The sequence below is a fragment of the Bacillus sp. FSL W8-0629 genome (assembly GCF_038593225.1).
Taxonomy (GTDB): domain Bacteria; phylum Bacillota; class Bacilli; order Bacillales; family Bacillaceae; genus Bacillus; species Bacillus altitudinis.
Genome location: NZ_CP151975.1, coordinates 2772192 through 2796334, shown reverse-complemented (window position 1 = coordinate 2796334; position 24143 = coordinate 2772192). Strand labels below are relative to the sequence as shown.

General features: G+C 41.3%; 29 protein-coding genes and 1 riboswitch. Of the genes, 18 read left to right on the top strand and 11 right to left on the bottom strand.

Translation table 11 applies throughout. The annotated features are described in order from the left end of the window. Positions 1 to 8: 8 nt before the first annotated feature. Positions 9 to 1340 (bottom strand): cytochrome ubiquinol oxidase subunit I, encoded by a 1332-nt coding sequence (locus tag NSQ17_RS14460; RefSeq protein ID WP_035391038.1) that lies wholly within the window; start codon positions 1338 to 1340, stop codon positions 9 to 11. A gap of 175 nt (positions 1341 to 1515) precedes the next feature. Between NSQ17_RS14460 and NSQ17_RS14455 the strand changes: the two genes are divergently transcribed. Beyond that, on the top strand, positions 1516 to 1758 hold the full coding sequence (locus tag NSQ17_RS14455; RefSeq protein WP_017358374.1) for a type B 50S ribosomal protein L31: 243 nt from the start codon (positions 1516 to 1518) through the stop codon (positions 1756 to 1758). Positions 1759 to 1835: 77 nt separating this feature from the next. Here NSQ17_RS14455 and NSQ17_RS14450 read toward each other — a convergent pair whose 3' ends face one another. Further along, positions 1836 to 2822, bottom strand: coding sequence for a metal ABC transporter substrate-binding protein (locus NSQ17_RS14450; RefSeq protein WP_041506524.1), 987 nt, complete (start codon positions 2820 to 2822; stop codon positions 1836 to 1838). A 213-nt stretch (positions 2823 to 3035) separates the two neighbouring features. Between NSQ17_RS14450 and NSQ17_RS14445 the strand changes: the two genes are divergently transcribed. Further along, positions 3036 to 3602: a carbonic anhydrase gene (locus NSQ17_RS14445; RefSeq protein WP_017358372.1), complete on the top strand. Its 567-nt coding sequence runs from the start codon at positions 3036 to 3038 to the stop codon at positions 3600 to 3602. Between the two features lies 1 nt (position 3603). On the opposite strand, the gene yidD is transcribed toward NSQ17_RS14445, so the two are convergent. Then, entirely contained in the window at positions 3604 to 3828 is a 225-nt protein-coding gene (gene yidD, locus NSQ17_RS14440) for a membrane protein insertion efficiency factor YidD (protein ID WP_008342933.1), read from the bottom strand. 128 nt (positions 3829 to 3956) lie between these two features. On the opposite strand from yidD, the gene NSQ17_RS14435 reads away from it, so the two are divergent. Together NSQ17_RS14435 and NSQ17_RS14430 are read left to right on the top strand one after the other, a co-directional pair. Further along, positions 3957 to 4430, top strand: coding sequence for an S-ribosylhomocysteine lyase (locus NSQ17_RS14435; protein WP_008342935.1), 474 nt, complete (start codon positions 3957 to 3959; stop codon positions 4428 to 4430). Positions 4431 to 4553: 123 nt separating this feature from the next. Further along, positions 4554 to 4991, top strand: a complete 438-nt coding sequence (locus NSQ17_RS14430) for a FixH family protein (protein WP_039168322.1) — start codon at positions 4554 to 4556, stop codon at positions 4989 to 4991. Positions 4992 to 4999: 8 nt separating this feature from the next. Here the strand turns inward: NSQ17_RS14430 and ytzI are convergent, their stop codons facing one another. Then, a complete protein-coding gene (gene ytzI / locus NSQ17_RS14425) occupies positions 5000 to 5146 on the bottom strand; it encodes a YtzI protein (RefSeq protein WP_017358370.1) in 147 nt (48 codons plus the stop codon). A 131-nt stretch (positions 5147 to 5277) separates the two neighbouring features. On the opposite strand from ytzI, the gene NSQ17_RS14420 reads away from it, so the two are divergent. The 4 genes from NSQ17_RS14420 (at position 5278) to NSQ17_RS14405 (ending at position 6945) form a co-directional block, all read left to right on the top strand. Then, on the top strand, positions 5278 to 5715 hold the full coding sequence (locus tag NSQ17_RS14420) for a Dps family protein (RefSeq protein ID WP_007501934.1): 438 nt from the start codon (positions 5278 to 5280) through the stop codon (positions 5713 to 5715). A gap of 124 nt (positions 5716 to 5839) precedes the next feature. Continuing rightward, complete coding sequence (locus NSQ17_RS14415) at positions 5840 to 6031, top strand: hypothetical protein (RefSeq protein ID WP_008342942.1); 192 nt, start codon at positions 5840 to 5842, stop codon at positions 6029 to 6031. Between the two features lie 157 nt (positions 6032 to 6188). Beyond that, positions 6189 to 6593 carry a phage holin family protein gene (locus tag NSQ17_RS14410; protein WP_008342944.1) on the top strand — a complete coding sequence of 135 codons (405 nt, stop codon included), beginning with the start codon at positions 6189 to 6191 and terminating at the stop codon, positions 6591 to 6593. 43 nt (positions 6594 to 6636) lie between these two features. Then, entirely contained in the window at positions 6637 to 6945 is a 309-nt protein-coding gene (locus tag NSQ17_RS14405; protein ID WP_017358369.1) for a hypothetical protein, read from the top strand. Positions 6946 to 7138: 193 nt separating this feature from the next. On the opposite strand, the gene NSQ17_RS14400 is transcribed toward NSQ17_RS14405, so the two are convergent. Further along, entirely contained in the window at positions 7139 to 7921 is a 783-nt protein-coding gene (locus tag NSQ17_RS14400; RefSeq protein WP_039168326.1) for an AIM24 family protein, read from the bottom strand. Between the two features lie 22 nt (positions 7922 to 7943). Next, positions 7944 to 8597, bottom strand: a complete 654-nt coding sequence (locus tag NSQ17_RS14395; RefSeq protein ID WP_039168327.1) for a TerD family protein — start codon at positions 8595 to 8597, stop codon at positions 7944 to 7946. Positions 8598 to 8843: 246 nt separating this feature from the next. On the opposite strand from NSQ17_RS14395, the gene ytkD reads away from it, so the two are divergent. After that, positions 8844 to 9320: an RNA deprotection pyrophosphohydrolase gene (gene ytkD / locus NSQ17_RS14390; protein WP_039168329.1), complete on the top strand. Its 477-nt coding sequence runs from the start codon at positions 8844 to 8846 to the stop codon at positions 9318 to 9320. 29 nt (positions 9321 to 9349) lie between these two features. On the opposite strand, the gene NSQ17_RS14385 is transcribed toward ytkD, so the two are convergent. Genes NSQ17_RS14385 through NSQ17_RS14375 form a run of 3 tightly spaced genes read right to left on the bottom strand, consistent with a single transcriptional unit; the run spans position 9350 to position 11918 of the window. After that, positions 9350 to 10144 (bottom strand): ABC transporter permease, encoded by a 795-nt coding sequence (locus NSQ17_RS14385; RefSeq protein ID WP_073415905.1) that lies wholly within the window; start codon positions 10142 to 10144, stop codon positions 9350 to 9352. After that, complete coding sequence (locus NSQ17_RS14380) at positions 10131 to 10901, bottom strand: ABC transporter ATP-binding protein (protein WP_008342956.1); 771 nt, start codon at positions 10899 to 10901, stop codon at positions 10131 to 10133. The genes NSQ17_RS14385 and NSQ17_RS14380 overlap by 14 nt, the downstream gene beginning before the upstream one ends. A 15-nt stretch (positions 10902 to 10916) precedes the next feature. Next, the gene (locus NSQ17_RS14375) at positions 10917 to 11918 is read right to left on the bottom strand and encodes an ABC transporter substrate-binding protein (protein WP_342467545.1); all 1002 of its coding nucleotides are present in this window, start codon (positions 11916 to 11918) and stop codon (positions 10917 to 10919) included. Positions 11919 to 12091: 173 nt separating this feature from the next. Here NSQ17_RS14375 and NSQ17_RS14370 point away from each other — a divergent pair, with 173 nt between their 5' ends. The 6 genes from NSQ17_RS14370 to NSQ17_RS14345 are packed head-to-tail and all read left to right on the top strand — an operon-like array spanning position 12092 to position 17228. Beyond that, a complete protein-coding gene (locus tag NSQ17_RS14370; protein ID WP_017358367.1) occupies positions 12092 to 12820 on the top strand; it encodes a carotenoid biosynthesis protein in 729 nt (242 codons plus the stop codon). After that, positions 12789 to 13535, top strand: a complete 747-nt coding sequence (locus tag NSQ17_RS14365) for a lysophospholipid acyltransferase family protein (protein WP_203143570.1) — start codon at positions 12789 to 12791, stop codon at positions 13533 to 13535. The genes NSQ17_RS14370 and NSQ17_RS14365 overlap by 32 nt, the downstream gene beginning before the upstream one ends. Beyond that, positions 13520 to 14647 carry a glycosyltransferase gene (locus NSQ17_RS14360; protein ID WP_342467544.1) on the top strand — a complete coding sequence of 376 codons (1128 nt, stop codon included), beginning with the start codon at positions 13520 to 13522 and terminating at the stop codon, positions 14645 to 14647. The genes NSQ17_RS14365 and NSQ17_RS14360 overlap by 16 nt, the downstream gene beginning before the upstream one ends. After that, entirely contained in the window at positions 14644 to 16125 is a 1482-nt protein-coding gene (gene crtI, locus NSQ17_RS14355) for a phytoene desaturase family protein (RefSeq protein WP_342467543.1), read from the top strand. Before NSQ17_RS14360 ends, crtI begins: the two co-directional genes overlap by 4 nt. A gap of 26 nt (positions 16126 to 16151) precedes the next feature. Next, positions 16152 to 16946, top strand: a complete 795-nt coding sequence (locus NSQ17_RS14350; protein ID WP_017367901.1) for a prolyl oligopeptidase family serine peptidase — start codon at positions 16152 to 16154, stop codon at positions 16944 to 16946. A 39-nt stretch (positions 16947 to 16985) separates the two neighbouring features. After that, positions 16986 to 17228: a DUF2584 domain-containing protein gene (locus NSQ17_RS14345; protein WP_017358362.1), complete on the top strand. Its 243-nt coding sequence runs from the start codon at positions 16986 to 16988 to the stop codon at positions 17226 to 17228. Positions 17229 to 17268: 40 nt separating this feature from the next. Here the strand turns inward: NSQ17_RS14345 and pckA are convergent, their stop codons facing one another. Further along, positions 17269 to 18855, bottom strand: coding sequence for a phosphoenolpyruvate carboxykinase (ATP) (gene pckA / locus NSQ17_RS14340; protein WP_007501908.1), 1587 nt, complete (start codon positions 18853 to 18855; stop codon positions 17269 to 17271). A 226-nt stretch (positions 18856 to 19081) separates the two neighbouring features. After that, positions 19082 to 19216: riboswitch (SAM riboswitch) on the top strand. A 195-nt stretch (positions 19217 to 19411) separates the two neighbouring features. Between pckA and metK the strand changes: the two genes are divergently transcribed. Both metK and asnB read left to right on the top strand, forming a co-directional pair. Next, a complete protein-coding gene (gene metK / locus NSQ17_RS14335; RefSeq protein WP_008342973.1) occupies positions 19412 to 20614 on the top strand; it encodes a methionine adenosyltransferase in 1203 nt (400 codons plus the stop codon). 148 nt (positions 20615 to 20762) lie between these two features. Beyond that, the gene (gene asnB / locus NSQ17_RS14330) at positions 20763 to 22661 is read left to right on the top strand and encodes an asparagine synthase (glutamine-hydrolyzing) (RefSeq protein WP_008342976.1); all 1899 of its coding nucleotides are present in this window, start codon (positions 20763 to 20765) and stop codon (positions 22659 to 22661) included. A gap of 141 nt (positions 22662 to 22802) precedes the next feature. Here asnB and NSQ17_RS14325 read toward each other — a convergent pair whose 3' ends face one another. Continuing rightward, a complete protein-coding gene (locus NSQ17_RS14325; protein WP_008342977.1) occupies positions 22803 to 23318 on the bottom strand; it encodes a gamma carbonic anhydrase family protein in 516 nt (171 codons plus the stop codon). Positions 23319 to 23363: 45 nt separating this feature from the next. On the opposite strand from NSQ17_RS14325, the gene NSQ17_RS14320 reads away from it, so the two are divergent. After that, positions 23364 to 24143 carry an alpha/beta hydrolase gene (locus NSQ17_RS14320; protein WP_019743683.1) on the top strand — a complete coding sequence of 260 codons (780 nt, stop codon included), beginning with the start codon at positions 23364 to 23366 and terminating at the stop codon, positions 24141 to 24143.

Sequence of the window (24143 nt, the reverse complement as noted above, 5' to 3'; positions counted from 1 at the left end):
CTCCCTTTTTAAGATTCTGTTAACCGTAAGTCTTCTTCAATTGAATGTTTTCTAAAGTAGTACGTCAGTACAATCACAGTTGCGATGCCTAAAATGAGATAGACAATGGCAAAAAGGATGAAAAGTGTACCGATAGACCCTGATGATGTGACGACTTCAGAGGTTTTGAGCATTCGATAAATCACCCATGGCTGACGGCCTGTACAGGCAAAGATCCATCCAAATTCAATCGCCAAGAGACTAAGGGGCCCGCCAAATAAATAAAGGACAAGCAGCCATTTTGGATAATGTTCGCGTTTTAAAATTTTGCGGTAAAACAGTGCTAACACAGCAAAGAAAATGAGCAATGAGCCGATAATGACCATTCCGTTAAATAATGTGTGAATAAATAAAGGCGGCCACTCGTCCCTAGGAAAATCATTTAACCCTTTAACCACAGTATCAAAGCTATTTCCTGCAAGAAAACTAAGTGCCCAAGGGATTTCGATCGCTCCTTTGATTTCTTGCGTATTGGCATCAGTAAAACCGCCAATGGCCAGAGGCGCATGTGATTGCGTTTCAAATAACCCTTCAGCACCCGCTAATTTTTCAGGCTGATATTCATACAGAAGCTGAGCTGATTCGTGACCGTTTAAGGCTGTGAGAAAAGAGAAAAGTCCGCCTACAATCAGTCCAAGAAAAAGGGCTTTTCGATGAAAGGTATAGAGCTTTTCGTTTTTTCTTGTTTTCAACATTTTAAATGCAGCGACAGAAGCAATGACAAAAGCGCCTGTTGTAAAAGCAGACAGTACTACGTGAGTAGCAGTTACAACAAAGCTAGGATTGAAAAATGCCTTCCAAGGTTCGATATTCGTTATTTCTCCATTGACCATTTGAAAGCCAGCGGGTGTTCCTTCAAAAGCATGTACGTTTGTAATGAGAATCGCTGAAGCTGCTGCACCAATGACAACAAAAATAACGGTAATGATGCGCATGGCTGGTGATAAACGATCTGCTGCGTACACATAAATAGACATAAATAATGCTTCAATAAAGAAAGCATAAATTTCTATTTGAAATGGCAGTGACATGACTTTTCCGATGACCTCCATAAAACCAGGCCATAGAAGGGCAAGCTGCGTACCAGCAATGGTACCGGTTGGAATGGCAACCCCTAACAGAACAGCCTGCGCTTTTGTCCATCGTTTGGCCATGATGGCATAATGCGGGTCCTTCGTTTTTTGAAAGATGAGTTCAGCTAACAAAATCATTAGCGGGATGCCTACGCCAAGCGAGGCATAAATAATATGGAAGCCCATTGTTGTGCCGAACAGACTTCTAGCTAAAACGAGATCAGTCAATTTTTTCTCCGCCTTTCTTATCGCATCTCTTTTGATGGTGTTTATTATTCTCCACCATTTTTAGATTATTCTTCCTGACTAAGAAAGCTTGTTTTTTGACAAGTTGTAAAAGGGGGAGTAGAATATAAGTATAAAACGTAATCATTACGTTTTGATGATGAAGGGAGTTTTGACATTGAAAAGAGATATTCATCCAACCTCACATGAAGTTGTATTTATGGACGTAAACAGCGGTTACCGCTTCTTAAGTAGATCAACAAAGACATCACATGAGACCGTAGAGTGGGAAGATGGGAAGACTTATCCTGTCATTAAAGTAGAGACAAGCTCTGATACGCATCCATTTTATACAGGACGCCAGAAATTCGGAGAAAAAGGCGGCAGAGCGGAGCAGTTTAAGAAAAAATATCAAATGTAAACAAAGAAACACACCTGATCATGGTGTGTTTTTTTGTGCAGTAAAAAACCCCGGCTGATCGCACGGGGTTCATGAATTCATTCAACATTTAAAGCTGTTTTTAATGTGTTTAAATTTTGTTTCATTAAGCTGACATAGCTTTCGCCATTTTTAGCATCATCTTCTGTAATGGATTCTAGATTTTTCAGTGTAAGGCTTTTTGCCCCAATTTCACTGCGAATCGTATCTGATACTTTACTGCTGACGTTATTTTCAAAAATGACATACTTGATGTGATGCTTTTCTGCCTGTTGTACGATATTTTCAAGCTGTTTTTGGGAAGGCTCTTCAGAAGCAGAGAGTCCTAGTACACTGATTTGCTCAATGCCATAGCGTTTTTCCCAGTAGCCGTATGCAGCGTGAGAAACAAGAATTTCTTTATGTTCTGCTTTAGATAACGTTGTTTTGAATTCCTGATCTAACGATTGTAATTCTTTTTTTAGTGATTCATAGTTTTTTGTGTATTCGTCTTTATGATCTGGATCTAGTGAAACGAGTGTGTCTTTAATGTTTTTTGCCATTTGCTGTGCATAAACAGGGTCTAGCCATGCATGGGGATCTTTATCTCCGTGGTCGTGTCCATCATGATCTTCACCTTCATGATCGTGATCATGGTCCTCCCCTTCTTCATGAGCATGTTCTTCTTGTGTTGATAATAGCTTGATGCCTTCGGCTGCTTTCACTGTTTTCACGCCTTGGTCTTTTAACGTAGAAGCCGTTTTATCAGCAAATGCTTCAGCACCTGTTCCGCTGTAAATAAAGGCATCTCCTTCAGCCATTTCAACCATCGTTTTTGAACTTGGTTCAAAGCTGTGTGCATCTGCATTGGCAGGGTACACACTTTGAGCGTTCACGTGAGAGCCGCCAATTTTTTCAGTGAAATCTTGAATAGGGAAGATCGTCGTGTAAATGGTTAATTTCCCATCTGCTTTTCCTTTTGAAGCATTTGTCCCCGCACTGCTTGAGCAAGCGGCAAGACCGACCGCTAATAAAGCAGCTGTTAAAATAAAAAAGATTTTTTTCATCTAAGAATGTCTCCTCTCAACCTATTAGATAGAAATGATTACGATTTAATGTCCTGAGTTATTGTATCGTAATAATTACGATTTGAAAAGAGGAAAATAAAAAATTTTCATCAGAAGATGTTTCCTCTAAAAAAATAGACGTCAAAACGTGACGAAATTTAAAACATTGTGCTATATTTATTTTTAAAAAAAGAAAAAGGAATGGACAAACTTATGAAACTTTTAGACGAAATCATCGAATATAACCAACAATTTATTGAAGAGAAGCGATATGAAGAGTTTACAACAACGAAGTTTCCACAGAAAAAAGCTGTCATTCTATCATGTATGGATACAAGACTTGTTGAACTGCTTCCGCGTGCCATGAACATGAAAAATGGCGATATTAAAATTGTCAAAAGTGCTGGCGCTCTTGTTTCTCACCCATTTGGAAGTATTATGCGAAGCATTTTAGTGGCTGTTTATGAATTGAATGCTGACGAGGTGTACGTCATTGGGCATCACGATTGTGGTATGAGTAAAATAGACAGCGAAACACTCTTAAATAAAGCCATTGAGCGTGGTATTCCAGAAAAACGGATTGAAGTACTGGAATACTCAGGAATCGATTTTCAACAGTGGCTCAAAAGCTTTAGCTCAGTTGAAGAAAGTGTGAAAGACAGTGTATCTGTCGTTAAAAATCATCCGCTTCTTCCATCTGATGTGCCTGTACATGGTCTTGTCATTGATCCTGGAACAGGTAAGCTTGACTTAGTTGTCAATGGTTATGAAGAAAAGTAAGTTATTTTTCCTTTTTAGGCGGGACCGGATCCATGCCTCCAGGATGCAGCGGGTGACATTTTAAAATTCGCTTAATCGTGAGCCAGCCGCCTTTTAAAGCGCCATGCGTTTTGATCGCCTCTAGCCCGTAGTTTGAGCAAGTGGGGTAAAACCTGCAGCTCGGCGGTGTCAGAGGGGAAATGCATTTTTGATAAAAGCGAATGATGCCGATAAAAATTTGTTTCATAGAGGTTCCTCCTTGTCTGTCTTTTCACAGTATAAGAAAAAAGGACAAGGAAGGGAAGTTTTATAAACTAAACTGGTCGGAACAATATGTTATAATATAGGAAATTGCAATTATAGGAGTGGTGATTAATGCCTTCAGTCGAAAGCTTTGAACTTGACCATAATGCTGTAAAAGCACCTTACGTTCGTCATTGCGGCGTTCATAAAGTGGGATCAGATGGGGAAGTGAACAAATTTGATATCCGTTTTTGTCAGCCAAACAAGCAGGCAATGAAACCTGATACGATTCATACATTAGAGCATTTACTTGCGTTTAATATTAGAACACACTCAGAGAAATACGATCATTTTGATATCATTGATATTTCTCCAATGGGCTGCCAGACTGGCTACTATTTAGTTGTCAGCGGTGCACCAACACCAAGAGAGATCGTTGAACTGCTTGATGCAACATTCAAAGATGCAGTGGAAGTAACAGAAATTCCTGCTGCAAATGAAGAGCAGTGCGGTCAAGCGAAGCTTCATGATCTTGAAGGAGCAAAACGTTTAATGCGTTTCTGGCTGTCTCAGGATCAAGAAGAGCTATTAAAAGTATTTGGATAATCAGTAAGATGATGAACCGGACATATTGAATGTCCGGTTTTTTATATGAAATGAAACGAGAGCTGTTAAAATAGGGGATATTTGTTAAAATGGACATGTCAGTAAAAAAAGGGGGATACACGAATGCGGAAAATGGTAGGAATCATTTTGATGCTCGCATTACTTAGTGCATGTGGAAACTCGGCAGCGAGCAATGACAAGGGAGAAGTGCCTGAGCTATTAGAAGTCAAACTAACAGGGCCGGAGCAAGTGGAGAAAAATGAAAACGTTATCGTAAAAGCAGCTGTCACATATGGTGATACGCCTGTTGATGATGCAGATGATGTTGAATTTGAAGTGTGGAAAGATGGCGACAAGGATAACAGCAAGATGATTCAGCCAAAGAAAGAGAACAAAGGTGTATATGAATTGCATACAGCTTTCAAACAAGATGGCCTTTATATCATACAAGTCCATGTGACAGCTAAACAGCAGCATAATATGCCGAAGACAAACATCCATGTAGGTGATGTGAAAAAAGAGAGTTCATCTACTGAAGAAGAAGATACCTCACATCATTGAAAGCGGTTTTATTTTGGGTTAGGACGTTGGTTTGGTTCAGCATCCTGTGGTGAATCGACTTTATGCTTGTAATCATAAGCCTTTGATGTCGTCCACAGTGATAAAAAGACAACGATTGAGATAATGATAAAGCTGATAATCCCAAGTAACAGCATCTAACTCCCTCCTTATTTCCATATTAACATATATTTCATGCGGTCAAAATAGAAGAAAATGATGGCAGGTTTCAGTATAATAAAAAAAGGGTAATCCCATACTAAACGCAACTACATAAGGAGGAATCAACATGTCTGAAAAATTATTAAACGTCGTCAATAAACAAGTAGCAGATTGGACTGTGCTTTACGTAAAATTACATAACTATCACTGGTATGTAAAGGGAAAAGACTTCTTTACACTCCATGAAAAATTCGAGGAACTTTATACAGAAACAGCGACATACATTGATGATTTGGCTGAGCGTATGCTTGCTTTAAATGGACAACCTGTTGCGACAATGAAAGAGTGCTTAGAAATTTCTAGCATTCAAGAAGCGGAAGGCAATGAATCAGCCGAGCAAATGGTGAAAAATCTGTATGATGATTTCTCTAATATTGCAGAAGAACTTAAGCGAGGCATGGAGCTGGCTGCAGAAGTTGGCGATGAAACAACAGGCGATATGCTGCTTGCGATTCATCAATCCATTGAAAAACACAACTGGATGCTAAAAGCATACTTAGGATAAGCGAATGTGAAAGGAATGTCGATCATCAAACAGATCGGCATTCTTTTTTTGTGGATTTGTGACAGACAGCCCATTGAATTGATGGGGCTTTCAGCCGAAGAGAAAAGGGAAGGGAGGGGAGAAGATGTCCTCAATTGCAGGAATGATGAGCCAGCAAGTGGCGAGTATTCAAAAAACACTTAATATCAGTTTATTGAATTCACAGCTTGCCACGAACACAGCCCAAGCCATGGTGATGCTCGATCAAGTGCAGCAGCAGCCTCAAGCTGTTCAGCCCAAAGATTCAGATGCTACGTTTATTGATGTCAGAGTTTAACCAAGAAAGCCGCCGTCACAGGCGGCTCTTTTTATGCGCTTCACGAATTTTTTGAACAGCTAACCATGCCTTTATTTTTTGTCGTCCAAGCTATTCATCAAATGCGGCATATACTATTGAGGTAAGAAGTTCCACTATGAAAGGATGTTGATGCCAAGTGAGCAAGGATTTAGGCATCTTTTCGTTGTTTACAGTCAGTTTGTCGGCAATGGGCTTTCTGTTTGGTGGAGCAGGATATTTACTCATGATATTAGTGACACTCATGGCTATAGAATTAATTTGTTCAAGCCTAAGAGAATCTGTGACTGGACAACTTACGATGAAGCGTTTTTTGACCAGGCTTGTTCGAAAGGTTGTGACGATCTCTTTAATATCCATGGCACATTTCTTCGATGTCATGCTGAAGACTGGGGGGACAATTAAGGATTTAGCGCTCATCTTTTATATTATTTATGAATCGTACCAGATTGTCTCAACAGCCAGAGCTCTCGGAATTCCCATTCCACAGTTGTTTATTGATGTGTTAGACATGATTAAAAATAAATTGCGCAAAAAGCCGTAATTTCTTCATATCTGGTCATACTAAAGGAAAAAGGATGAATCAGATGGCGACACACACATACTATGTATCTGTTCAAGACGGATCAATCTCACAGCACAGAGACGCGGCTGCTTGGCAATTTCAGATAGAGGCAGATGATGACCAAATCTTGCAGTTAAGAGAGTATTTTGATGAACAGTATATGACAGATTGGAAAGGTTTCTTTCGGGCGCATGTTCCATTTCTTGAATATCATTATGATAGTCCAAACGACGAAATGGACAGGAAAAGAAAAGAGATTTACTCGATGATTCATGATCTCGGTAACGAAGAGACAAAGAACTTTATTGAGACCAATGGACTGATGAATTGAAAAAGCATGTAGACAAACCCTCGCATTCTTTGTCAGGTGCTCATGAATGTCAAATTCGCTCCGCGCCAGTACTCGTTTTTCCCAGACTGCAAAGGTTTTCTATCACGCTGAAAAGAAGACAAAAGGCTAAAAGAAAGTTCATTTTAGCCTTTTGTCAACGATCTGAAAGTATGTAGAGACATTCTACATGCTTTTATTTTCGAGGCTGTAAGATACCGCCGATTAGATCACTGATTCCGCCTCTATTTTCCTGCTGTGAGTTGGTGATTTCGTGTGAGGTACTCTGACTCTGGGGTTTGTACCGGTTATCATCTATCCCGATCCGCATTCCAGATGTTCGTTCAGATGGCTGGATAATCACAATTTGGTCCTGTTCATGAAATTCAAACAAGTAGGATTCGCCTGATGTTTGTCCAATGAACGTTTTCCAGTTCACATCTAATTTGACTTTCGGTGCTTTGCCCGTCCAAGCGACAATGGCGTCAGGATCTACACGGCAAGGTGCTTTTAAAATCAGCGGGTTTCCATTTGTTTTGATGGCAACCTGCGCCCCGTGACCTTGATACGAGAGCTTTGAAGTAAATAGCCCTTTCTGTGATATAATCCCAACGCCTACTGGTGTCACGCCATAGTGACATTCTTCAGTAAAGGCAAGTAAATCTTCACTTTCCACGCTAACATGTTGCCAAGGACCGTTCGGCTCAAGATTGATGACGGTCACATGCTCGCTAGAATCAGCCAAGTAGCAAGTGCCTTGTCCACTCACTTCCATCATCTCAAGGTTTTCACCTGTTAATTTTCTGCTGATATGATTAAATACTTGGCTGACCATATTTCCTTTATTCGTCCCAAGTAATCGTTTACGGTATTGAAATGTGCCTTGATCGGCAATCATCGCGCCTTTTTTGGCAAAAAAGATCCCGTTGCCTTCTGCTTGTAAGGTCAGTTCTTCGATCGTGTTGAAATGAAATCCCATTTGTGCCAGCTCCTTTCCTTTGTCAAGATGTGAATCCGTAGATGCGGCATAGGTCGTTTAAATCAAGGGTCGTACCTTGTCCGGTTGCGGTGATTTTCCATTCGTTCTCAACTCTCGTTAGTTCAGCACAAATGATGGATGTACAAAATGAATAATCCTCTGTTAACTGAAAGGTACAAATCTCCTGTTGTGTGATTTGATCTGAAAGGCGCAAGTAGGCATTGGTCACCTGTCCAAAATGATGTGCCCGCTCGTGTGCATCATGTATCGTGGCTGTTACGACGATTTTCTGAATATCGGGTGAGACTCTGCTCAGTTGCATAATGATGATCTCATTGTCCCGATGGCCTCCGCCGACCTGATGATCACCTAGATGGCGAACAGCTCCATCTAAGCTTTGCTGCTGATGATAATAGATCAGGTGTTTTGGAGACAGAAGCTTGTCCTCTTCATTTAAGAGAAACACTTGCGTATCTAAATCAATTGGCTGACCAGATAAGTCCCAGCCAAGTCCGATATGAATTTGATCTACATTTGGATTGTCTTTTGTTAAATCTAACTTTTGTCCTTTCATGAGGTGTTTCTTCACTGCCTCAAGAGAAGCGTCTTCTTTCTCATGTTGCCTCATTGGCCATGCTTTGTTATTTTCTTGTTTTGATCCATTTGTGATGCTCATGCTGGTTTCCTCCTCGTCTGTGTAGGACAAACACTTATTGATTTACGTCATCATGGGCAAAAGGTTTCATGATTAAAATGGGGTGAGGATGGAGATGATAAAAAGGTTTTAGCAAGAATACTTATTTTACATACAGACGAGATAGAAGCACTCGTTTGTTTCACTTTTCATAAAAATTCTTCAGAGAAATGTGATCTGTGGTATGATGTTTTACAAGAAGCAAGGACAGGATATGAGGGATTTCACATGCATGTATTTAAAGACTATTATCATAATACGGTCAAGCTCTCTTTTGAAGAGCAGCCTTTTTCAAGTCATCCTAAGCATGTTTGGGCTATTTGCCGCTATCAAGGAAAATGGCTACTTACTGAACATGAGGATCGAGGCTACGAGTTTCCAGGAGGGAAAGTAGAGCCAAATGAAGAAGCAGATCAAGCCGCTATACGAGAGATTCACGAAGAGACGGGTGCTGTTGTTCGTGAATTAACGTATATTGGTCAATATCAGGTGCTTGGCAGAGAGAAAGTCATTGTCAAAAATATTTATTTCGCCGATATTGAAAGGCTCGTCAAGCAGGACACGTATTTTGAAACGAAAGGACCCGTTCTTTTCGCAGACTTACCAAGATCCATCGCAAAAAATAAAAATTTCAGTTTTATTATGAAAGATGATGTCTTAAGGCAAAGTATGGCTTATTTAGAAAAGAACGGTTTGATTCGTTAAAAAAGCGCAGGGAAATGACCCTGCGCTTTTTATTTTTGCAGAAAACGGCGTTCCAGCCATTCAACAAGCTGATACATGATGGTGGCGAAGACGGCGATAATGAAAAGACTTAAGAACACGAGTGTAAAGTTGAAGACTTGAAAGCCATAGATGATCATATAGCCGAGTCCTTTTGAGGAAACAAGGAATTCTCCCACAATGACCCCAACCCAAGAAAGACCAACATTGACCTTAATGGCAGAGATCATCGTTGGAATACTTGCTGGCAAAATGACCTCACGGAAGACCGTTCTTTTTTTCGCGCCAAAGGTTTTCATGACTTTTAAATAATTCTCATCGACTTCTTGAAAGGCTGTATAAATGACGATGGTGGTAATGATCACACTGATAATGGCACCCATCGCGACAATGCTGATCATGCCTGGTCCAAGGGCAACAATTAAAATGGGGGCGAGAGCGACTTTCGGCATCGCATTTAAAATAACCAAATAAGGATCAAGTACATTTGCAAGACGGGTGGACCACCATAAGGCGGCGGCTAATAAAATACCGCAAAAAGTACCAAGTAGAAAGCCGAGCACTGTTTCAAATAGCGTAATGCTCATATGATTAATTAATGAACCATCTGATAATTTTTGTACAAACAATTGGCAGACGGCAGATGGTGAACTGAAAATGAGCGGGTCAATCAGTCTGAAATGGCTCGCAAGCTCCCAAAGCGAAAAGAAACTGGCGAAAATGATCAACTGGTAGACTTGCGTCATGCGTTTTTCCATTCGAACTTTTTTTCGATAGGCTTCATGTAAAAGATCACTGTGTTTCAACTGTCTTCAGCTCCTTCCAAATCGTTTGAAAGAGCTCTTGGAAACTTGCTGTCTGTCTCGCTTCAAAAGGAGAGAGCGTCCTCAGATCATCGGGAACGGTAAACATTCGCTGGATAGAGCCGGGATGCTTTGAGAATAAGAAAATACGATCACTCATCGCAATGGCTTCGCCGATGTCATGCGTGACAAGAACAGCCGTTTTTTGGTAGTTTTTTAATGTGTGAAAGACGAGGTCTTCTAATGTCAGTTTCGTCTGGTAATCTAGTGCTGAAAATGGCTCATCTAGCAGAAGCAGGCCGGGATCAACTGCAAGCGTTCGGGCGAGAGCCGCACGCTGCCTCATCCCGCCTGACAGCTCCTTCGGGTATTTTTCTTCGACATCATTGAGTCCAAGCTTTGGCAGTAAGCTAAGGGCAGCTGAGGTGGCTTCATGTGAATCTTGTTTTGCAATTTTTAACCCGAGAATGACATTTTCCTTGATCGTTTTCCATGGGAACAAATAATCTTGCTGGAGCATATAACCGATTTGATGCTCCTGTTGATTCGGTTCTTTTCCTTCGATTAAAATTCGACCTTCAGAGGGTGGCGTAATGCCTGCGATGATGGAAAGCAAGGTTGTTTTCCCGCAGCCGCTAGGACCAATAAATGAGATGAATTCACCTTGAGTGATCTCCATATTGATGTGCTGTATGGCCGTTGTTTTTTCTTTTAAAGAGAAGTACGTGTGGGTCACATGGTCAATTTGAAGGAAAGACATGTGCTACCTCCTGTTCTATTTGTGATCTGTGACCTTCTTGGCAATGGATGAATCGACAAGTTGTTTGTACGGGATAAATTTCGGCAGTTCACCACTTGCCTTCATGATTTCCTGTAATTTGTTCCATTCCTCTTCATTTAGAAGAGGATCTGTTGCATAGGAGTTCTGCTGTTTGTAACGTTTGATAGCTGTTGATAAGACATCAAGGTCTGTATCAGGAAATTGAGATTGGATTGTCTTGGCAATCTCCTCAGGGCTCTTTACTTTGACCCATTTTTGCGCTTTGTAAATGGCACGAGTAAAGGCTTCAGCTGTCTCTTTGTTTTCTTCTAAGTAACTCTTCTTTGCCATAAAGGTGGTATAAGGCACCTTGCCGGAAGCCTCACCAAAGGAGGCGGTAATGTACCCTTTGCCTTCTTTTTCAATTAAGGAAGCTGTCGGTTCGAATAACTGCACAAAATCGCCAGTTCCAGAGGAAAAAGCACCTGAAATGTTGGCAAAATCAATATTTTGAATCATGCGAAGATCTTGTTTCAAATTAATGCCTTCTTTTTTCAGGACATATTCACCGACCATTTGCGGCATGCCGCCTTTCCGTTGTCCGAGAAAGTCTTTTCCTTTCAATTGATCCCAAGAAAATTGATTGATTTTTTCCCTTGAAACAAGAAATGTACCGTCTGTTTGTGTCAGCTGTGCAAAGTTCATGACAGAGTCTTTCGTGTCTTGTGCTTCCACATAAATAGAAGATTCAGATCCGGTCAGAGCGATATCAGCGCCGCCAGATAAGAGAGCTGTCATTGTTTTATCGCCGCCCCAAGTGGTTTTTAATTCAACCTCTAAGCCTTCATCTTTGAAAAATCCTTCGGATAGGGCGACATAAAGCGGTGCATAAAAGACCGAATGAGTCACCTCGGCTACTTGTACGGTCTGCTCTTGGTCTTTTTTACAGGCGACAAATGGAATAAAGAGCAGGACAACGAATATGAATGCCAGTCTGACTTTAATGGAACGATTCAAGAGTAATTCGCCTCCTTTGTTCTAGATCACTAATTAAAGTATGTCAAAAGGGATTTTTGGTGAGTGCCTAGATGAAATAAGAAGCGCATTGTTTATTTATAGAACGTGTCTTTTTTTCTATACTAGAAGCATGAATGCTTTCTTGAATTTGGCAGAAATAAAGGAGCGGTTTCGTGTATAGATTGAGTTGGGTATTTGTTGGTTGGTATGTAGTAGGTCTTATTTTAATGGTCTTTTTTGAAGTGCCGGCATGGCTTCAGTTTGCGAATGGTATCTTTCTTGTGCTTTACGCCTGCTGCGTCATTGAGATTGGCCGAAATATTTACGGGGCATGGAGCTTTGTGATCGTCAGAGCAGCCATTGTGGGTGTGTTGACGTTTACAGTTGAATGGGTGGGGATCACAACTGATTTTCCATTTGGGGCCTATGATTATTATCCGACACTTGGATTTCTTGTGGCGGGAGTGCCTTTGACGATCGCTTTTGCATGGGTTGGTGTGTTTTTAAATAGTCTTTTTTTATCAAGACAACAATCGAAGTGGAAACGAGCCGTCGAAACGGGTATATGGATTGTACTGCTTGATCTCATATTAGATCCGGTAGCGGCTGAACGAAAGTTTTGGGTGTGGTATGACGGCGGAGGTTTCTTTGGTATCCCTTTTGAGAATTTTGTCAGCTGGGGTATCATTGGAGCAGGACTTTCATTTCTGTTCCCGCTCGTATCAATTGATCAGCAGGCATTGCGCTGGAATGGGCGTATTTATCAGGCCATGGTGTTCTTCTTTGGTCTTTTAGCATTAAAGGGCGGGCTGGATGTCATTTTTTATTTAGCACTGATCATTGTCATCTTGTGTGAAGGAAGGGTTCGATTTGAAAGAAAGCGACAAAAACCGATCGTTTAGACGACTCTTTTATTTTTATCTTGAACGATATTTACTGAACAAACATTTTCGCTGTGTCATGATGAAAGGTACGGTTGACCCAAAGGAGAAGCATCCTGTTCTTTATCTTGCTAATCACAGTTCATGGTGGGATGGACTGATCATTTTTCTTTTAATAGAACAAATGTCTGAGCTGGATCATGCCATGATGATGGAAGAGAAGCAGTTGAAGCAATATGCTTTTTTTCAAAAACTTGGTGCATTTCCAGTTCATAAAGAGAAGCTGAAAAGTGTCAAGCAGGCATTAATGACCGCAAAGGAGAAGATGGAGGCTGGCGGGGCTGTGTGGCTCTTCCCGCAGGGGAAAATTATGCACCAAGACATAAGGCCGCTTGAACTGGAAGGCGGAGCTTCTTTTTTAGTCAGGCAATTTGAGCAGGTCGTCATCAAACCTGTGACGCTGCATTATACATTTAATCAATTTCAAAAACCAACGGTATCGGTTGAGTTTGGAGAAGGTGTCCTAGTAGCTGCCGGATCACTTCGGAGTAAGGAAGTAACAAGTTTACTCGGAGACCTGCTTGAAACACAGTTAAACGCACATCAAGCACAGGTTATTGCTGATCCAGATTTTTCAACAAACGAACATTTTAGGCAGGTGACAAGGACAAGCCGGTCAACTAGTGATGCGTTTGATTCCTTTAAAAAGTGGGTGAAAACATGGCGGTCTTCTTAATTGTCATCAGTGTTTTGCTGCTCTGCCAATTGATGTTTACGATTTGGAATATGAAGCAATTTCCTGTACTCAAGCCAGCATCTCTTTCACCTGATGAACCCATTTCATTATCGATCCTCATTCCAGCGAGAAATGAAGAAAAACGGCTGGAAGCCTGCCTTCAGTCGATTGTTGATCAGCGTCTCCATCCGAAAGAGTTGATCGTGCTGGATGATCACTCGACAGATCAAACGAGAATGATTGCAGAGGGCTTCGCAGAGACATATCCATGGATTCGCGTGCAGTCAGGTCAAGTATTGAAGCGCGGCTGGCTTGGAAAATCATATGCTTGTTCCCAGCTTGCTGAGGCAGCATCTTCTGATTGGCTGTTATTTTTAGATGCAGATGTCCGCTTAAAACAAGGAGCTATTGAAGCGGTGTACAAGCAGTTATGCATACAAAAAACGGGCATGCTTTCAGGTTTCCCAGAGCAAAAAACGGGAACACCTTTTGAGCATCTTGTCGTTCCTATGATGATGTTTACGATTGGCTGTCATCTGCCAGTGAAGTGGGTCAGAACATCTCAACATCCTGCTTTTGCCGCAGCACATGGCGGCTTTATTGCCATTGAAAAGAACTGTTATTACGAAATAGGTGGTCATGAAGCGATCAAGGATTCTCTTGTGGATGATATGGCTTTGGCTAAACGAGTGAAAGAGAAGGGCTTTCCGTTCACACTGGCAAGTATTCATTCTTTTGTCTACATGAGAATGTATGAGAGTGGACAGGAAGTATGGGAAGGATATCGGAAAAATTTGTTCCCGGGAGTGAATCGAAACATTGCTTTGTTAAGCAGTGTCTTTTGTTTATACTCCGTCCTTTATGTAGTTCCTGTTATTTGCTTTATGATCGCACTGATTCATTTTGATGTGGTCAATCTCTGTTTAGCCCTTCTTTGCTACGGGCTGGGTGTATCCATTAAAGCGGTCATTGATATCGAAAATGGAAGAACGTCTACGATGGCCTTTTTATTGCCTGTCAGTATCATGAGCCTGATTGCCATTGGTTTTGCTTCTATGAAAATTGGGCTGAAAAAAGAAGGCTATGAATGGAAAGGAAGAAGGTACGAATGAAAAAAGTGATCATTATTGGCGGCGGACTTGGCGGATTATCGGCTGCGATTCGCTTACAGTCACGCGGTTTCCAGGTCACCATTTTAGAAAAAGAAGCTTCTTTAGGCGGAAAATTACAACGCCATCAAGCGTCTGGCTACTCTTTTGATTTAGGACCGAGTACCATTACAATGAAGGCGTATTTTGAGGAAGTATTTACCTCCTGTCATAGACGAATGGAGGATTATGTGACGTTTTATCCGATTTTTCCCCTTACTAAAAATGTTTTTTCAGATGGACATACGGTCGAGTTTACGCCAGATATTGAGCAAATGGAATCACAAATTGCAGTTTTTAGTCCAGAGGATGCACAGCAATACCGGGCATTTTTACAGGAATCGAAGAAGCTTTTTCAAATGGCAGAGGATCAGTTTTTAAATCGTTTATTATTGACCTGGAAGGATAAAGCGGATGTCAAGCTAATGAAAGCCCTTCTTGCTGTCAAACCTTTTACATCTGTTCAGCGCTTGCTGCGTCAATATTTTCGTCATCCTCATACATTGGCGATGTTTGGCCGGTATGCGACTTACATTGGCTCTTCTCCATACGAGGCACCTGCTATTTTTAATATGATGGCTTATTTAGAAGGAGAAAAAGGCATTTATGGTATCAAGGGCGGTACATATCGTTTAGTTGAGGCATTTGAGACATTGGCAAAGGAATTGGGTGTCCAAATTCTTCTCAATGAACCAGTCAAAAAGATTCATGTAAAGAATAAGCGGATCCAAGGAGTTGAAACGGATCAGCAGATATATGAAGCAGATCAAGTCATTGCGGGGGCAGATGCACTGACTGTTTATCGCCAATTAATTGATGAAGAAGACCGCCCGAGCTTTGGAAATCAAAAACTAGCAAACATTGAGCCATCGTTATCAGGTTTTGTTCTTTTGTTGGGCGTCCCTAAAGTCTATGAACAATTGTCTCATCACAACGTGTTTTTTCCAGCGAATTATGAACAAGAATTCAAGGATATTTTTCAGAAAAAACAGCTTCCTCATGATCCGACGCTTTACATCTGTTATTCAGGTCATTCAGAGCCAGCTTTAAGCGGAGGGCCAGGAAGAAGTAACTTGTTTGTATTAGCCAATGCGCCATATGTGACAAAAGAGCAAAATTGGGACATGCTAAAGGAGACATATGGCCAGCATATGAAAACAAAACTAAAGGAAAAGGGTCTCTTTGATCTTGACCAGCTTGTAGAATTTGAAGCGGTACAAACCCCGCTTGATTTGCAGCAAAAAACGGGAGCGTATCATGGGTCCATTTATGGTATGTCGTCAAACTCATTCAAGCAGGCATTTTTTCGCATCAATAATCAATCAAAGGATATTGAAGGACTTTGGTTTGTTGGCGGCACAAGTCATCCAGGCGGCGGCACTCCGATGGTGACAAAATCAGGACAGCTCGTCGCAGAGGCCATTATCAAGCATTTGACGTAACACCGAATGAAAAGGAGAGAATTCAAGTGATTGTGGAAAAGAGAAGGTTCCCGTCGCCACATCCGCATATTCACTTATATACAGTGACATATGAGGCCGATGGACTTCGGATGAAGGGGCTGCTCGCTGAACCGGCAGGAGAAGGTCTCTATGACGGTTTTTTATATTTACGGGGCGGCATTAAAAATGTGGGAATGGTTAGACCTGGCCGAATTGTGCAATTTGCTGCGCAAGGGTTTGTCGTCTTTGCGCCCTTCTACCGAGGGAATCAAGGAGGCGAAGGGAACGAGGATTTTGCCGGAGAAGATCGGAAAGATGCATTTGCTGCATTTCAGCTGTTAAAACATCATCAAAAGGTGAAGCAGGAGCGCATTCATATCTTTGGTTTTTCCCGCGGCGGAATTATGGGCATATGGACCGCTGTTGAAATGAAGCATGAGGCCGCTTCCTTTGTGACATGGGGAGGCGTAAGTGATATGAAGCTCACCTATGAAGAACGTGTGGATATGAGAAGAATGATGAAGCGTGTGATAGGAGGTCCTCCGCATAAGGTACCAGAAGCATATGAGGCTAGAACGCCTTTGAATCATGTGCACCAAATTGAAGCACCTGTCCTAATCATTCATGGGGAGCTGGATGAGAATGTATCCATTGAGCATGCGTATTTATTAGAAGATGCACTGCGTCAGCATGGCAAGTCTGTGGAAACATGGTATTTTCACGGATATCATCATTATTTCCCGCCACAGCATAACCGGGAGATTGTCAGACGGCTGACGACATGGATGCACAGCCGAAAAGGCGGAAATGTGGTAAAATAAACGGTAGAAAGAAATATAGAAAGTAGGGGGATTTTCATTATGGGAATGCCTGTTGAATTTAATACAATGATTGTCACAAAAGGAAAAGAGACAAGAATTGAAGAAAATGTGTTTGAGCTCATGAAGGAAGGGTACCGCATTTATCCATTAAATATTCCGCTTGAGGTGCGTAAAACGAAAGACGGAGAAAAAACGGGAACAGCACATGTTGAAAAGCTGGAGCTCACAGACAATATCACGAAGGTGACGTACCGTCTTGTGTCATTACATTCAACGAACTAAAAAAGCTGAGGGATTCATTCCCTCAGCTTTTTCCTTTTGATTAGACGAGTGGTCCGCCTTTTGCTTCAATATCACTTGCTGCATGGCTGAATTTTTTGAAGTTCTTTTTAAATTCATTTGCAAGGAAGTTTGCTTTTTCTTTGTAAGCCTCTTGATCGTCCCATGTTTTAGCAGGCTGAAGCACTTCATCTGGCACTCCTGGAATATGAAGCGGGATGTGTAATCCGAAGATGTCGTCAGTGATCATTTCAGCGTTGTCAAGATCGCCTTCGATCGCTGCCTGCACCATTGCTCTTGTATGAGCAAGATTCATTCGTTTGCCCGTACCGTAGCCGCCGCCAGTCCAGCCTGTATTCACAAGGAATACTTTTGCGCCGTGCTCATCGATTTTTTTACCAAGCATTTCAGCATAGACATGAGCAGGAAGTGGCAAGAATGGTGAACCAAAGCAAGTAGAGAACGTTGTTTCTGGTGACGTCACACCACGCTCAGTTCCCGCTAATTTACTTGTGTAACCGCTCAAGAAGTGGTACATCGCCTGTTCTTTCGTTAAACGGCTGATTGGAGGTAAAACGCCGAATGCATCAGCTGTTAAAAAGACGATGGCAGATGGGTGACCTGCAATACTTGGTTTCACGATGTTATCAATCATTTCGATTGGGTAAGCCGCACGTGTATTTTCAGTAAAGAATGTGTCATCATAATCTGCTTCACGTGTTTCTTCATCAAGTACTACATTTTCAAGCACTGATCCGAAGCTGATGGCTTTGTAAATTTGTGGTTCTTTTTCTTCACTTAAGTTCACACATTTTGCATAGCATCCGCCTTCAATATTGAAGACACCTGTGTTAGACCAACCGTGCTCATCGTCTCCAATCAGCTTGCGGCTTGCACTTGCAGAAAGCGTCGTTTTTCCAGTACCTGAAAGGCCGAAAAATAAAGCAACATCGCCTTCTTGACCGACGTTAGCAGAGCAGTGCATTGATAAAATATCTTGTTCAGGAAGCAGGTAGTTCATAACAGAGAAAATGGATTTTTTCATCTCTCCTGCATATTCTGTTCCACCGATCAGAATCGTCCGTTTTTCAAAAGAAACGATAATAAACGTTTCAGAGTTTGTGCCATCTGTTTCAGGATCTGCTTTAAAGTGAGGTGCAGATAAGATGGTGAAAGGTTTTTCGTTTGATGATGGTGTTGATCCATCAGGTCTGATGAATAGCTGCTTTGCAAAGAGATTGTGCCAAGCGAATTCATTTACAACTGTAATTGGCATACGGTATTTTTCGTCAGCACCTGCAAAGCCATCAAAGACAAATAGTTCATCACGTTCTTTTAAGTATGACACAACCTTTGTATATAAACGATCAAATGCCTCTTTCGAGATCGGTTGATTCACTTGACCCCAATCAATTTTATGTTCAGAGTTTTCTTCTTTTACGATGAATTTATCTTTAGGCGAACGTCCAGTGTAGGCACCCGTTGTGGCGCGCACAGCACCAGTTGAAGTTAAAACGCCTTCATTACGTGCCAAAATCTTTTCAACAAGTTTCGGAACAGATAAATTTTGGTGCGTATTTTCTAATGAGAGCAATGACTGCAAATCTTCTTTTAAATCCACTGAGTTCATAAAAAAACCCTTCCTTTACCGTTGAATTTGTTTGTTTTGATTAGTATAACACATTGATAATAATAGTCTATACTATTTAAACATTTTTGTGTGTGTTTTTTCATTTCTGCTATGAAAATATGCTTTTTGGTGATGCTAATGATGAGGTGAAAAAAAGGGGAGATAATTCCTATGAACCATTGACATGACGCAAGGGTTTAAGATAAGATATCTTATTGAACGGATACTCTTATCCCGAGTTGGTGGAGGGACAGGCCCGATGAAGCCCAGCAACCGGTTTCTTATGAAAAAGGCATGAACATGCTGAGAAACCAAGGTGCTAACCTGATGCAAGGTACAAGAACACCTTGAGCGATAAGAGTGAAAGGCATGCGATCTCAGACCCTTTCCTCGCAATGAAGGAAATGGTTTTTTTATTTTTGGGATATCATATGAACAAATTGCCAATAACATCTCTAATATAAACATGTTGAAATATAAGAGGGAACGAGTTCCGTATCATATTGGAGGCCTCATCTTGGGATGATGTGGTCTTGTACAGGAGGAAATAGCCATTATGAGTCAAAATCGTCGTTTATTTACTTCAGAATCAGTGACCGAAGGACATCCAGATAAAATCTGTGATCAAATTTCAGACAGCATTTTGGATGAAATTTTAAAGAAAGATCCAAATGCACGTGTTGCCTGTGAAACTTCTGTAACAACCGGTCTCGTATTAGTAAGCGGTGAGATTACAACGTCTACTTATGTCGACATTCCAAAGACGGTGCGTGACACGATTAAGGAAATTGGCTACACACGTGCGAAATATGGTTTTGATGCGGAAACATGTGCGGTTCTTACATCAATTGATGAACAGTCTGCTGATATTGCGCAAGGTGTAGACAAAGCGCTTGAAGCACGTGAAGGAACAATGACTGAAGAAGAAATTGATGCGATCGGTGCAGGTGACCAAGGTTTGATGTTTGGTTTTGCAAACAACGAAACTGAAGAGCTTATGCCACTGCCGATTTCTCTTGCACATAAATTATCTCGCCGTTTAACAGAAGTACGCAAGAATGAAACACTTGCATACCTTCGTCCAGACGGAAAAACTCAAGTAACAGTTGAATATGATGAACAAAACAAACCAGTTCGTATTGATACGGTGGTTATTTCTACACAGCATGCACCAGAAGTGACGCTTGAACAAATTCAAAGCGACTTAAAAGAGCATGTCATCCGCCCTGTCGTTCCAAGTGAACTGATCGATGAAGAAACAAAATACTTCATCAACCCAACAGGCCGCTTTGTTATCGGTGGACCTCAAGGGGATGCTGGTTTAACTGGACGTAAAATCATCGTTGATACTTATGGCGGGTATGCTCGTCACGGTGGCGGTGCTTTCTCTGGTAAGGATGCAACGAAGGTTGACCGTTCGGCAGCATATGCGGCTCGCTATGTAGCGAAAAACATCGTAGCAGCTGGTCTTGCAGATTCATGTGAAGTGCAGCTTGCTTATGCAATTGGTGTTGCACAGCCTGTCTCCATTTCAATTGATACATTTGGAACAGGAAAAGCCTCTGAAGAGAAATTAATTGAAGTGGTACGTGCAAACTTTGATCTTCGTCCAGCTGGCATTATTAAAATGCTTGACTTACGTCGTCCGATCTATAAACAAACCGCTGCATACGGACACTTTGGCCGTCATGACTTGGATCTTCCATGGGAAAAAACGGATAAAGCCGACACGCTTCGCAAGGAAGCATTAGGAGAATAACAACATACAAAACCGCTTATTTTAAGCGGTTTTCCTTTTGATTAAAAAAAATTCTACAAAAAGCGTAAAAATGTGAAACAAAATTGGACAAAATACTGTCTAATTATAGGTCTACTTTTAAGAAATAACATAACGTGGAGGCAATAATATGTGTGGGTTTGTTGGTGTATTTAATCACCGTCCATTGTCCGAAACTACTGAGCAGGAAGAGTTAATTAAGCAAATGAATCGTCTCATCGTTCATCGAGGTCCGGATGATGAGGGGTACTTTCATGATGAGCATGTAGGATTTGGATTTAGACGTTTAAGTATTATAGATGTTGAACACGGAAAGCAGCCGCTTTCTTATGAAGATGAAAAATATTGGATTATTTTCAACGGAGAAATTTATAACTATGTGGAGCTGAAAGAAGAGCTTGTGAAAAAAGGCTATACGTTCAGCACAGATTCTGATACGGAAGTCCTTCTTGCCACATATCGCCACTATAAAGAAGAAGCGGCATCGAAGCTTCGCGGGATGTTTGCATTTTTAATTTGGGATAAAGAAGCGCAGTTATTATATGGCGCAAGAGATCCTTTCGGCATTAAACCGCTTTATTTTACACAAATGGATGACCAAGTGTACTTTGCTTCTGAACGCAAAAGCTTAATGGCTGTGAATGAGAACATTTTATTTGATGAGACTGCTTTGCAGCAGTACATGTCTTTTCAGTTCGTTCCTGAGCCAAATACACTTGATCAAAAAGTGCACAAAGTCGAGCCAGGTCATCAGTTTACACTGCGTCCAGGCCAAGACATTGCATTTAAGACTTACTGGAAAGTTCAATTCAAACCTGAACAAACACAAGAGCAGAAATTAGTAGAAGAAGTACGTGATGCTATCTATGATTCTGTAAAAGTCCACATGAGAAGTGATGTGCCTGTTGGTTCATTCCTATCAGGTGGTATCGATTCTTCTTTCATCGTGTCGGTCGCAAAGGAATTTCACCCTGAACTGAAGACATTCTCTGTTGGTTTCCAGCAGGATGGATTCAGTGAGGTAGATGTAGCAAAAGAAACAGCTGATAAGCTGGGATTGCAAAACTTTAGTGCTGTGATTTCTCCTGAGGAATATATGAATGAGCTTCCGAAGATCGTCTGGCATTTAGATGATCCTTTGGCTGATCCAGCGGCGATTCCATTGTATTTCGTGGCAAAAGAAGCGAAAAAACAAGTCACAGTTGTTCTTTCAGGTGAGGGAGCAGACGAGCTGTTCGGTGGATATAATATTTACCGTGAGCCGCTATCTCTAAAGCCTTTTGAATCTGTACCATCCATGCTGAAAAAGCTTCTTCTTCGTCTGGCTCGTTTAATGCCAGAAGGAATGAAAGGGAAAAGCTTTATCGTTCGCGGCTGTACGCCATTAGAGGAACGTTATATCGGCAATGCGAAAATCTTTGAAGAGCCAGTGAAGAAAAACCTCTTAAAGCAGTATGATCCGAACATCACGTATCGTGACGTGACGAAAACATACTTCGAAGAAAGTGCAGGCTACAGTGATATTAACAAAATGCAATATGTTGATATCCATACGTGGATGCGCGGGGATATCCTGCTGAAAGCAGATAAGATGACAATGGCGAATTCTCTTGAGCTTCGTGTTCCATTCCTTGATAAGGTCGTATTTGAAGCAGCTTCTAAAATTCCAGAAGAGCTGAAAACGAAAGACGGTACAACGAAATATTTATTGCGTAAAGCAGCAGAAGGCATTGTACCAGACCATGTGTTAAACCGTAAAAAACTAGGTTTCCCTGTGCCAATTCGTCATTGGCTGAAAAATGAGATGAACGCTTGGGCGAAAGATATCATTAAAAACAGTCAGACAGATGAATACATTAACAAGGCATATGTTCTTGATTTATTAAATGATCATTGTGCTGGAAAAGCAGATCATAGTCGTAAGATTTGGACTGTCCTGATCTTTATGATCTGGCATAGCATCTATGTAGAGCGCAGCATTGATCCAGAGCAGTTGAATCACCAGCCGAAAGAAGTTATTTTTAGCTAATGAAAAAGGTTTTCAGCTTTGTGCTGAAAACCTTTTTTGTCATGATAGAAAGTGGTGGAAAAGGGTAAAATAACAAGCGGTACACAGTTATTGCTTAATATCCTGAAAAAAACATGATAAAGTGAAGATACATGTATGATGTTAACGCGATAAAAGGGAACGATAGTATTGTCCTTTTTCTACATATTCTCTGCGGATACGATCCATGTCTTGGATATCTTCATCTGTTAACTGGCGAACGACTTTGGCTGGACGGCCAAAAGCGAGTGAACCTTTTGGGATGACTTTTCCTTGCGGGACAAGGCTACCTGCACCAATAAAGGCTCCTTCGCCAATTTCCGCACCATCGAGAATGATGGATCCCATTCCAATGAGGGCATTTTTTCGAATGATAGAGCTATGTAATGTGACTTGGTGTCCAATGGTAGCACCATCTTCAATAAGAAGTGTTTTTCCAGGACTTTGATGCAGACAGGATAAGTCTTGAATGTTGACGTTTTTTCCAATTCTGACAGGAGCTACATCGCCTCTAATGACCGTTTGGAACCAAACGCTTGAATATTCTCCAATTGTGACATCACCTGTAATGGTGGCGTTTTCTGCAACAAAGACCGATTCATGAATCTCAGGTGTAAACTGATGATATGGATAAATCACTTTTTCGACTTCCTTTCTTAATACAACATTTGTGAGGTGTTTACTTTGTGGACTTGGCATGCTGAAAGACCGGTTGGTACAATTGTCATTGTACATGGTGCTAGTGAATATCATGGCCGATATAAATGGCTGATCGAAATGTGGCGAAATGCAGGCTATCACGTCGTCATGGGTGACCTGCCTGGGCAAGGGACATCGACACGTGCGAGAGGCCACATTCGTTCTTTTCAAGAATACATTGATACAGTGGATGAATGGATTGAACATGCGAAGTCGTTCAGACTTCCGACATTTTTACTTGGACATAGTATGGGGGGACTGATTTCGATTGAATGGTTCAAGCAGTATACCCATACGAAGATTGATGGCCTTATTTTATCATCACCTTGTTTAGGTCTGCAATTTAAACCGAAGAAGCTGATGGATTTTGCGTCAAAAGGGCTAAATGTGCTGGCGCCGTCTTTTAAAGTCGAATCCGGGCTGTCGATCGAACTTGCCACACGGAATCAAGATGTGATAGAGGCAGATTCAAATGATTCGCTTTATGTGACGAAGGTGTCAGTTCGCTGGTATCGAGAACTGGTGAAAAATATCGATGCGGCGATGCAGCCAACGAATGTCTTTCGGTCGATTCCGCTTCTGCTCATGCAGGCAGGCGATGACAAGATAGTAGATAAAACAAGAGTGATGAAATGGTTCAATGGCATTGAATCAACCAATAAATCATACCGTGAATGGGAAGGGCTTTATCATGAAATTTTTAATGAGCCCGAGCGAGAAGATGTGTTTAAGGCGGCAAGAGCCTTTACTGATCAATATATTTGA

Excerpts from the sequence above, each read along its gene's own strand:
- NSQ17_RS14405 (WP_017358369.1), top strand. The coding sequence starts at position 6,637 with ATGGCGACACACACATACTATGTATCTGTTCAAGACGGATCAATCTCA.
- NSQ17_RS14400 (WP_039168326.1), bottom strand. The coding sequence starts at position 7,921 with ATGGGATTTCATTTCAACACGATCGAAGAACTGACCTTACAAGCAGAA.
- metK (WP_008342973.1), top strand. The coding sequence starts at position 19,412 with ATGAGTCAAAATCGTCGTTTATTTACTTCAGAATCAGTGACCGAAGGA.
- yidD (WP_008342933.1), bottom strand. The coding sequence starts at position 3,828 with ATGAAACAAATTTTTATCGGCATCATTCGCTTTTATCAAAAATGCATT.
- NSQ17_RS14360 (WP_342467544.1), top strand. The coding sequence starts at position 13,520 with ATGGCGGTCTTCTTAATTGTCATCAGTGTTTTGCTGCTCTGCCAATTG.
- NSQ17_RS14450 (WP_041506524.1), bottom strand. The coding sequence starts at position 2,822 with ATGAAAAAAATCTTTTTTATTTTAACAGCTGCTTTATTAGCGGTCGGT.
- ytzI (WP_017358370.1), bottom strand. The coding sequence starts at position 5,146 with ATGCTGTTACTTGGGATTATCAGCTTTATCATTATCTCAATCGTTGTC.
- asnB (WP_008342976.1), top strand. The coding sequence starts at position 20,763 with ATGTGTGGGTTTGTTGGTGTATTTAATCACCGTCCATTGTCCGAAACT.
- pckA (WP_007501908.1), bottom strand. The coding sequence starts at position 18,855 with ATGAACTCAGTGGATTTAAAAGAAGATTTGCAGTCATTGCTCTCATTA.
- NSQ17_RS14435 (WP_008342935.1), top strand. The coding sequence starts at position 3,957 with ATGCCTTCAGTCGAAAGCTTTGAACTTGACCATAATGCTGTAAAAGCA.
- ytkD (WP_039168329.1), top strand. The coding sequence starts at position 8,844 with ATGCATGTATTTAAAGACTATTATCATAATACGGTCAAGCTCTCTTTT.
- NSQ17_RS14380 (WP_008342956.1), bottom strand. The coding sequence starts at position 10,901 with ATGTCTTTCCTTCAAATTGACCATGTGACCCACACGTACTTCTCTTTA.
- NSQ17_RS14395 (WP_039168327.1), bottom strand. The coding sequence starts at position 8,597 with ATGAGCATCACAAATGGATCAAAACAAGAAAATAACAAAGCATGGCCA.
- NSQ17_RS14415 (WP_008342942.1), top strand. The coding sequence starts at position 5,840 with ATGTCCTCAATTGCAGGAATGATGAGCCAGCAAGTGGCGAGTATTCAA.
- NSQ17_RS14445 (WP_017358372.1), top strand. The coding sequence starts at position 3,036 with ATGAAACTTTTAGACGAAATCATCGAATATAACCAACAATTTATTGAA.
- NSQ17_RS14430 (WP_039168322.1), top strand. The coding sequence starts at position 4,554 with ATGCGGAAAATGGTAGGAATCATTTTGATGCTCGCATTACTTAGTGCA.
- NSQ17_RS14420 (WP_007501934.1), top strand. The coding sequence starts at position 5,278 with ATGTCTGAAAAATTATTAAACGTCGTCAATAAACAAGTAGCAGATTGG.
- crtI (WP_342467543.1), top strand. The coding sequence starts at position 14,644 with ATGAAAAAAGTGATCATTATTGGCGGCGGACTTGGCGGATTATCGGCT.
- NSQ17_RS14345 (WP_017358362.1), top strand. The coding sequence starts at position 16,986 with ATGGGAATGCCTGTTGAATTTAATACAATGATTGTCACAAAAGGAAAA.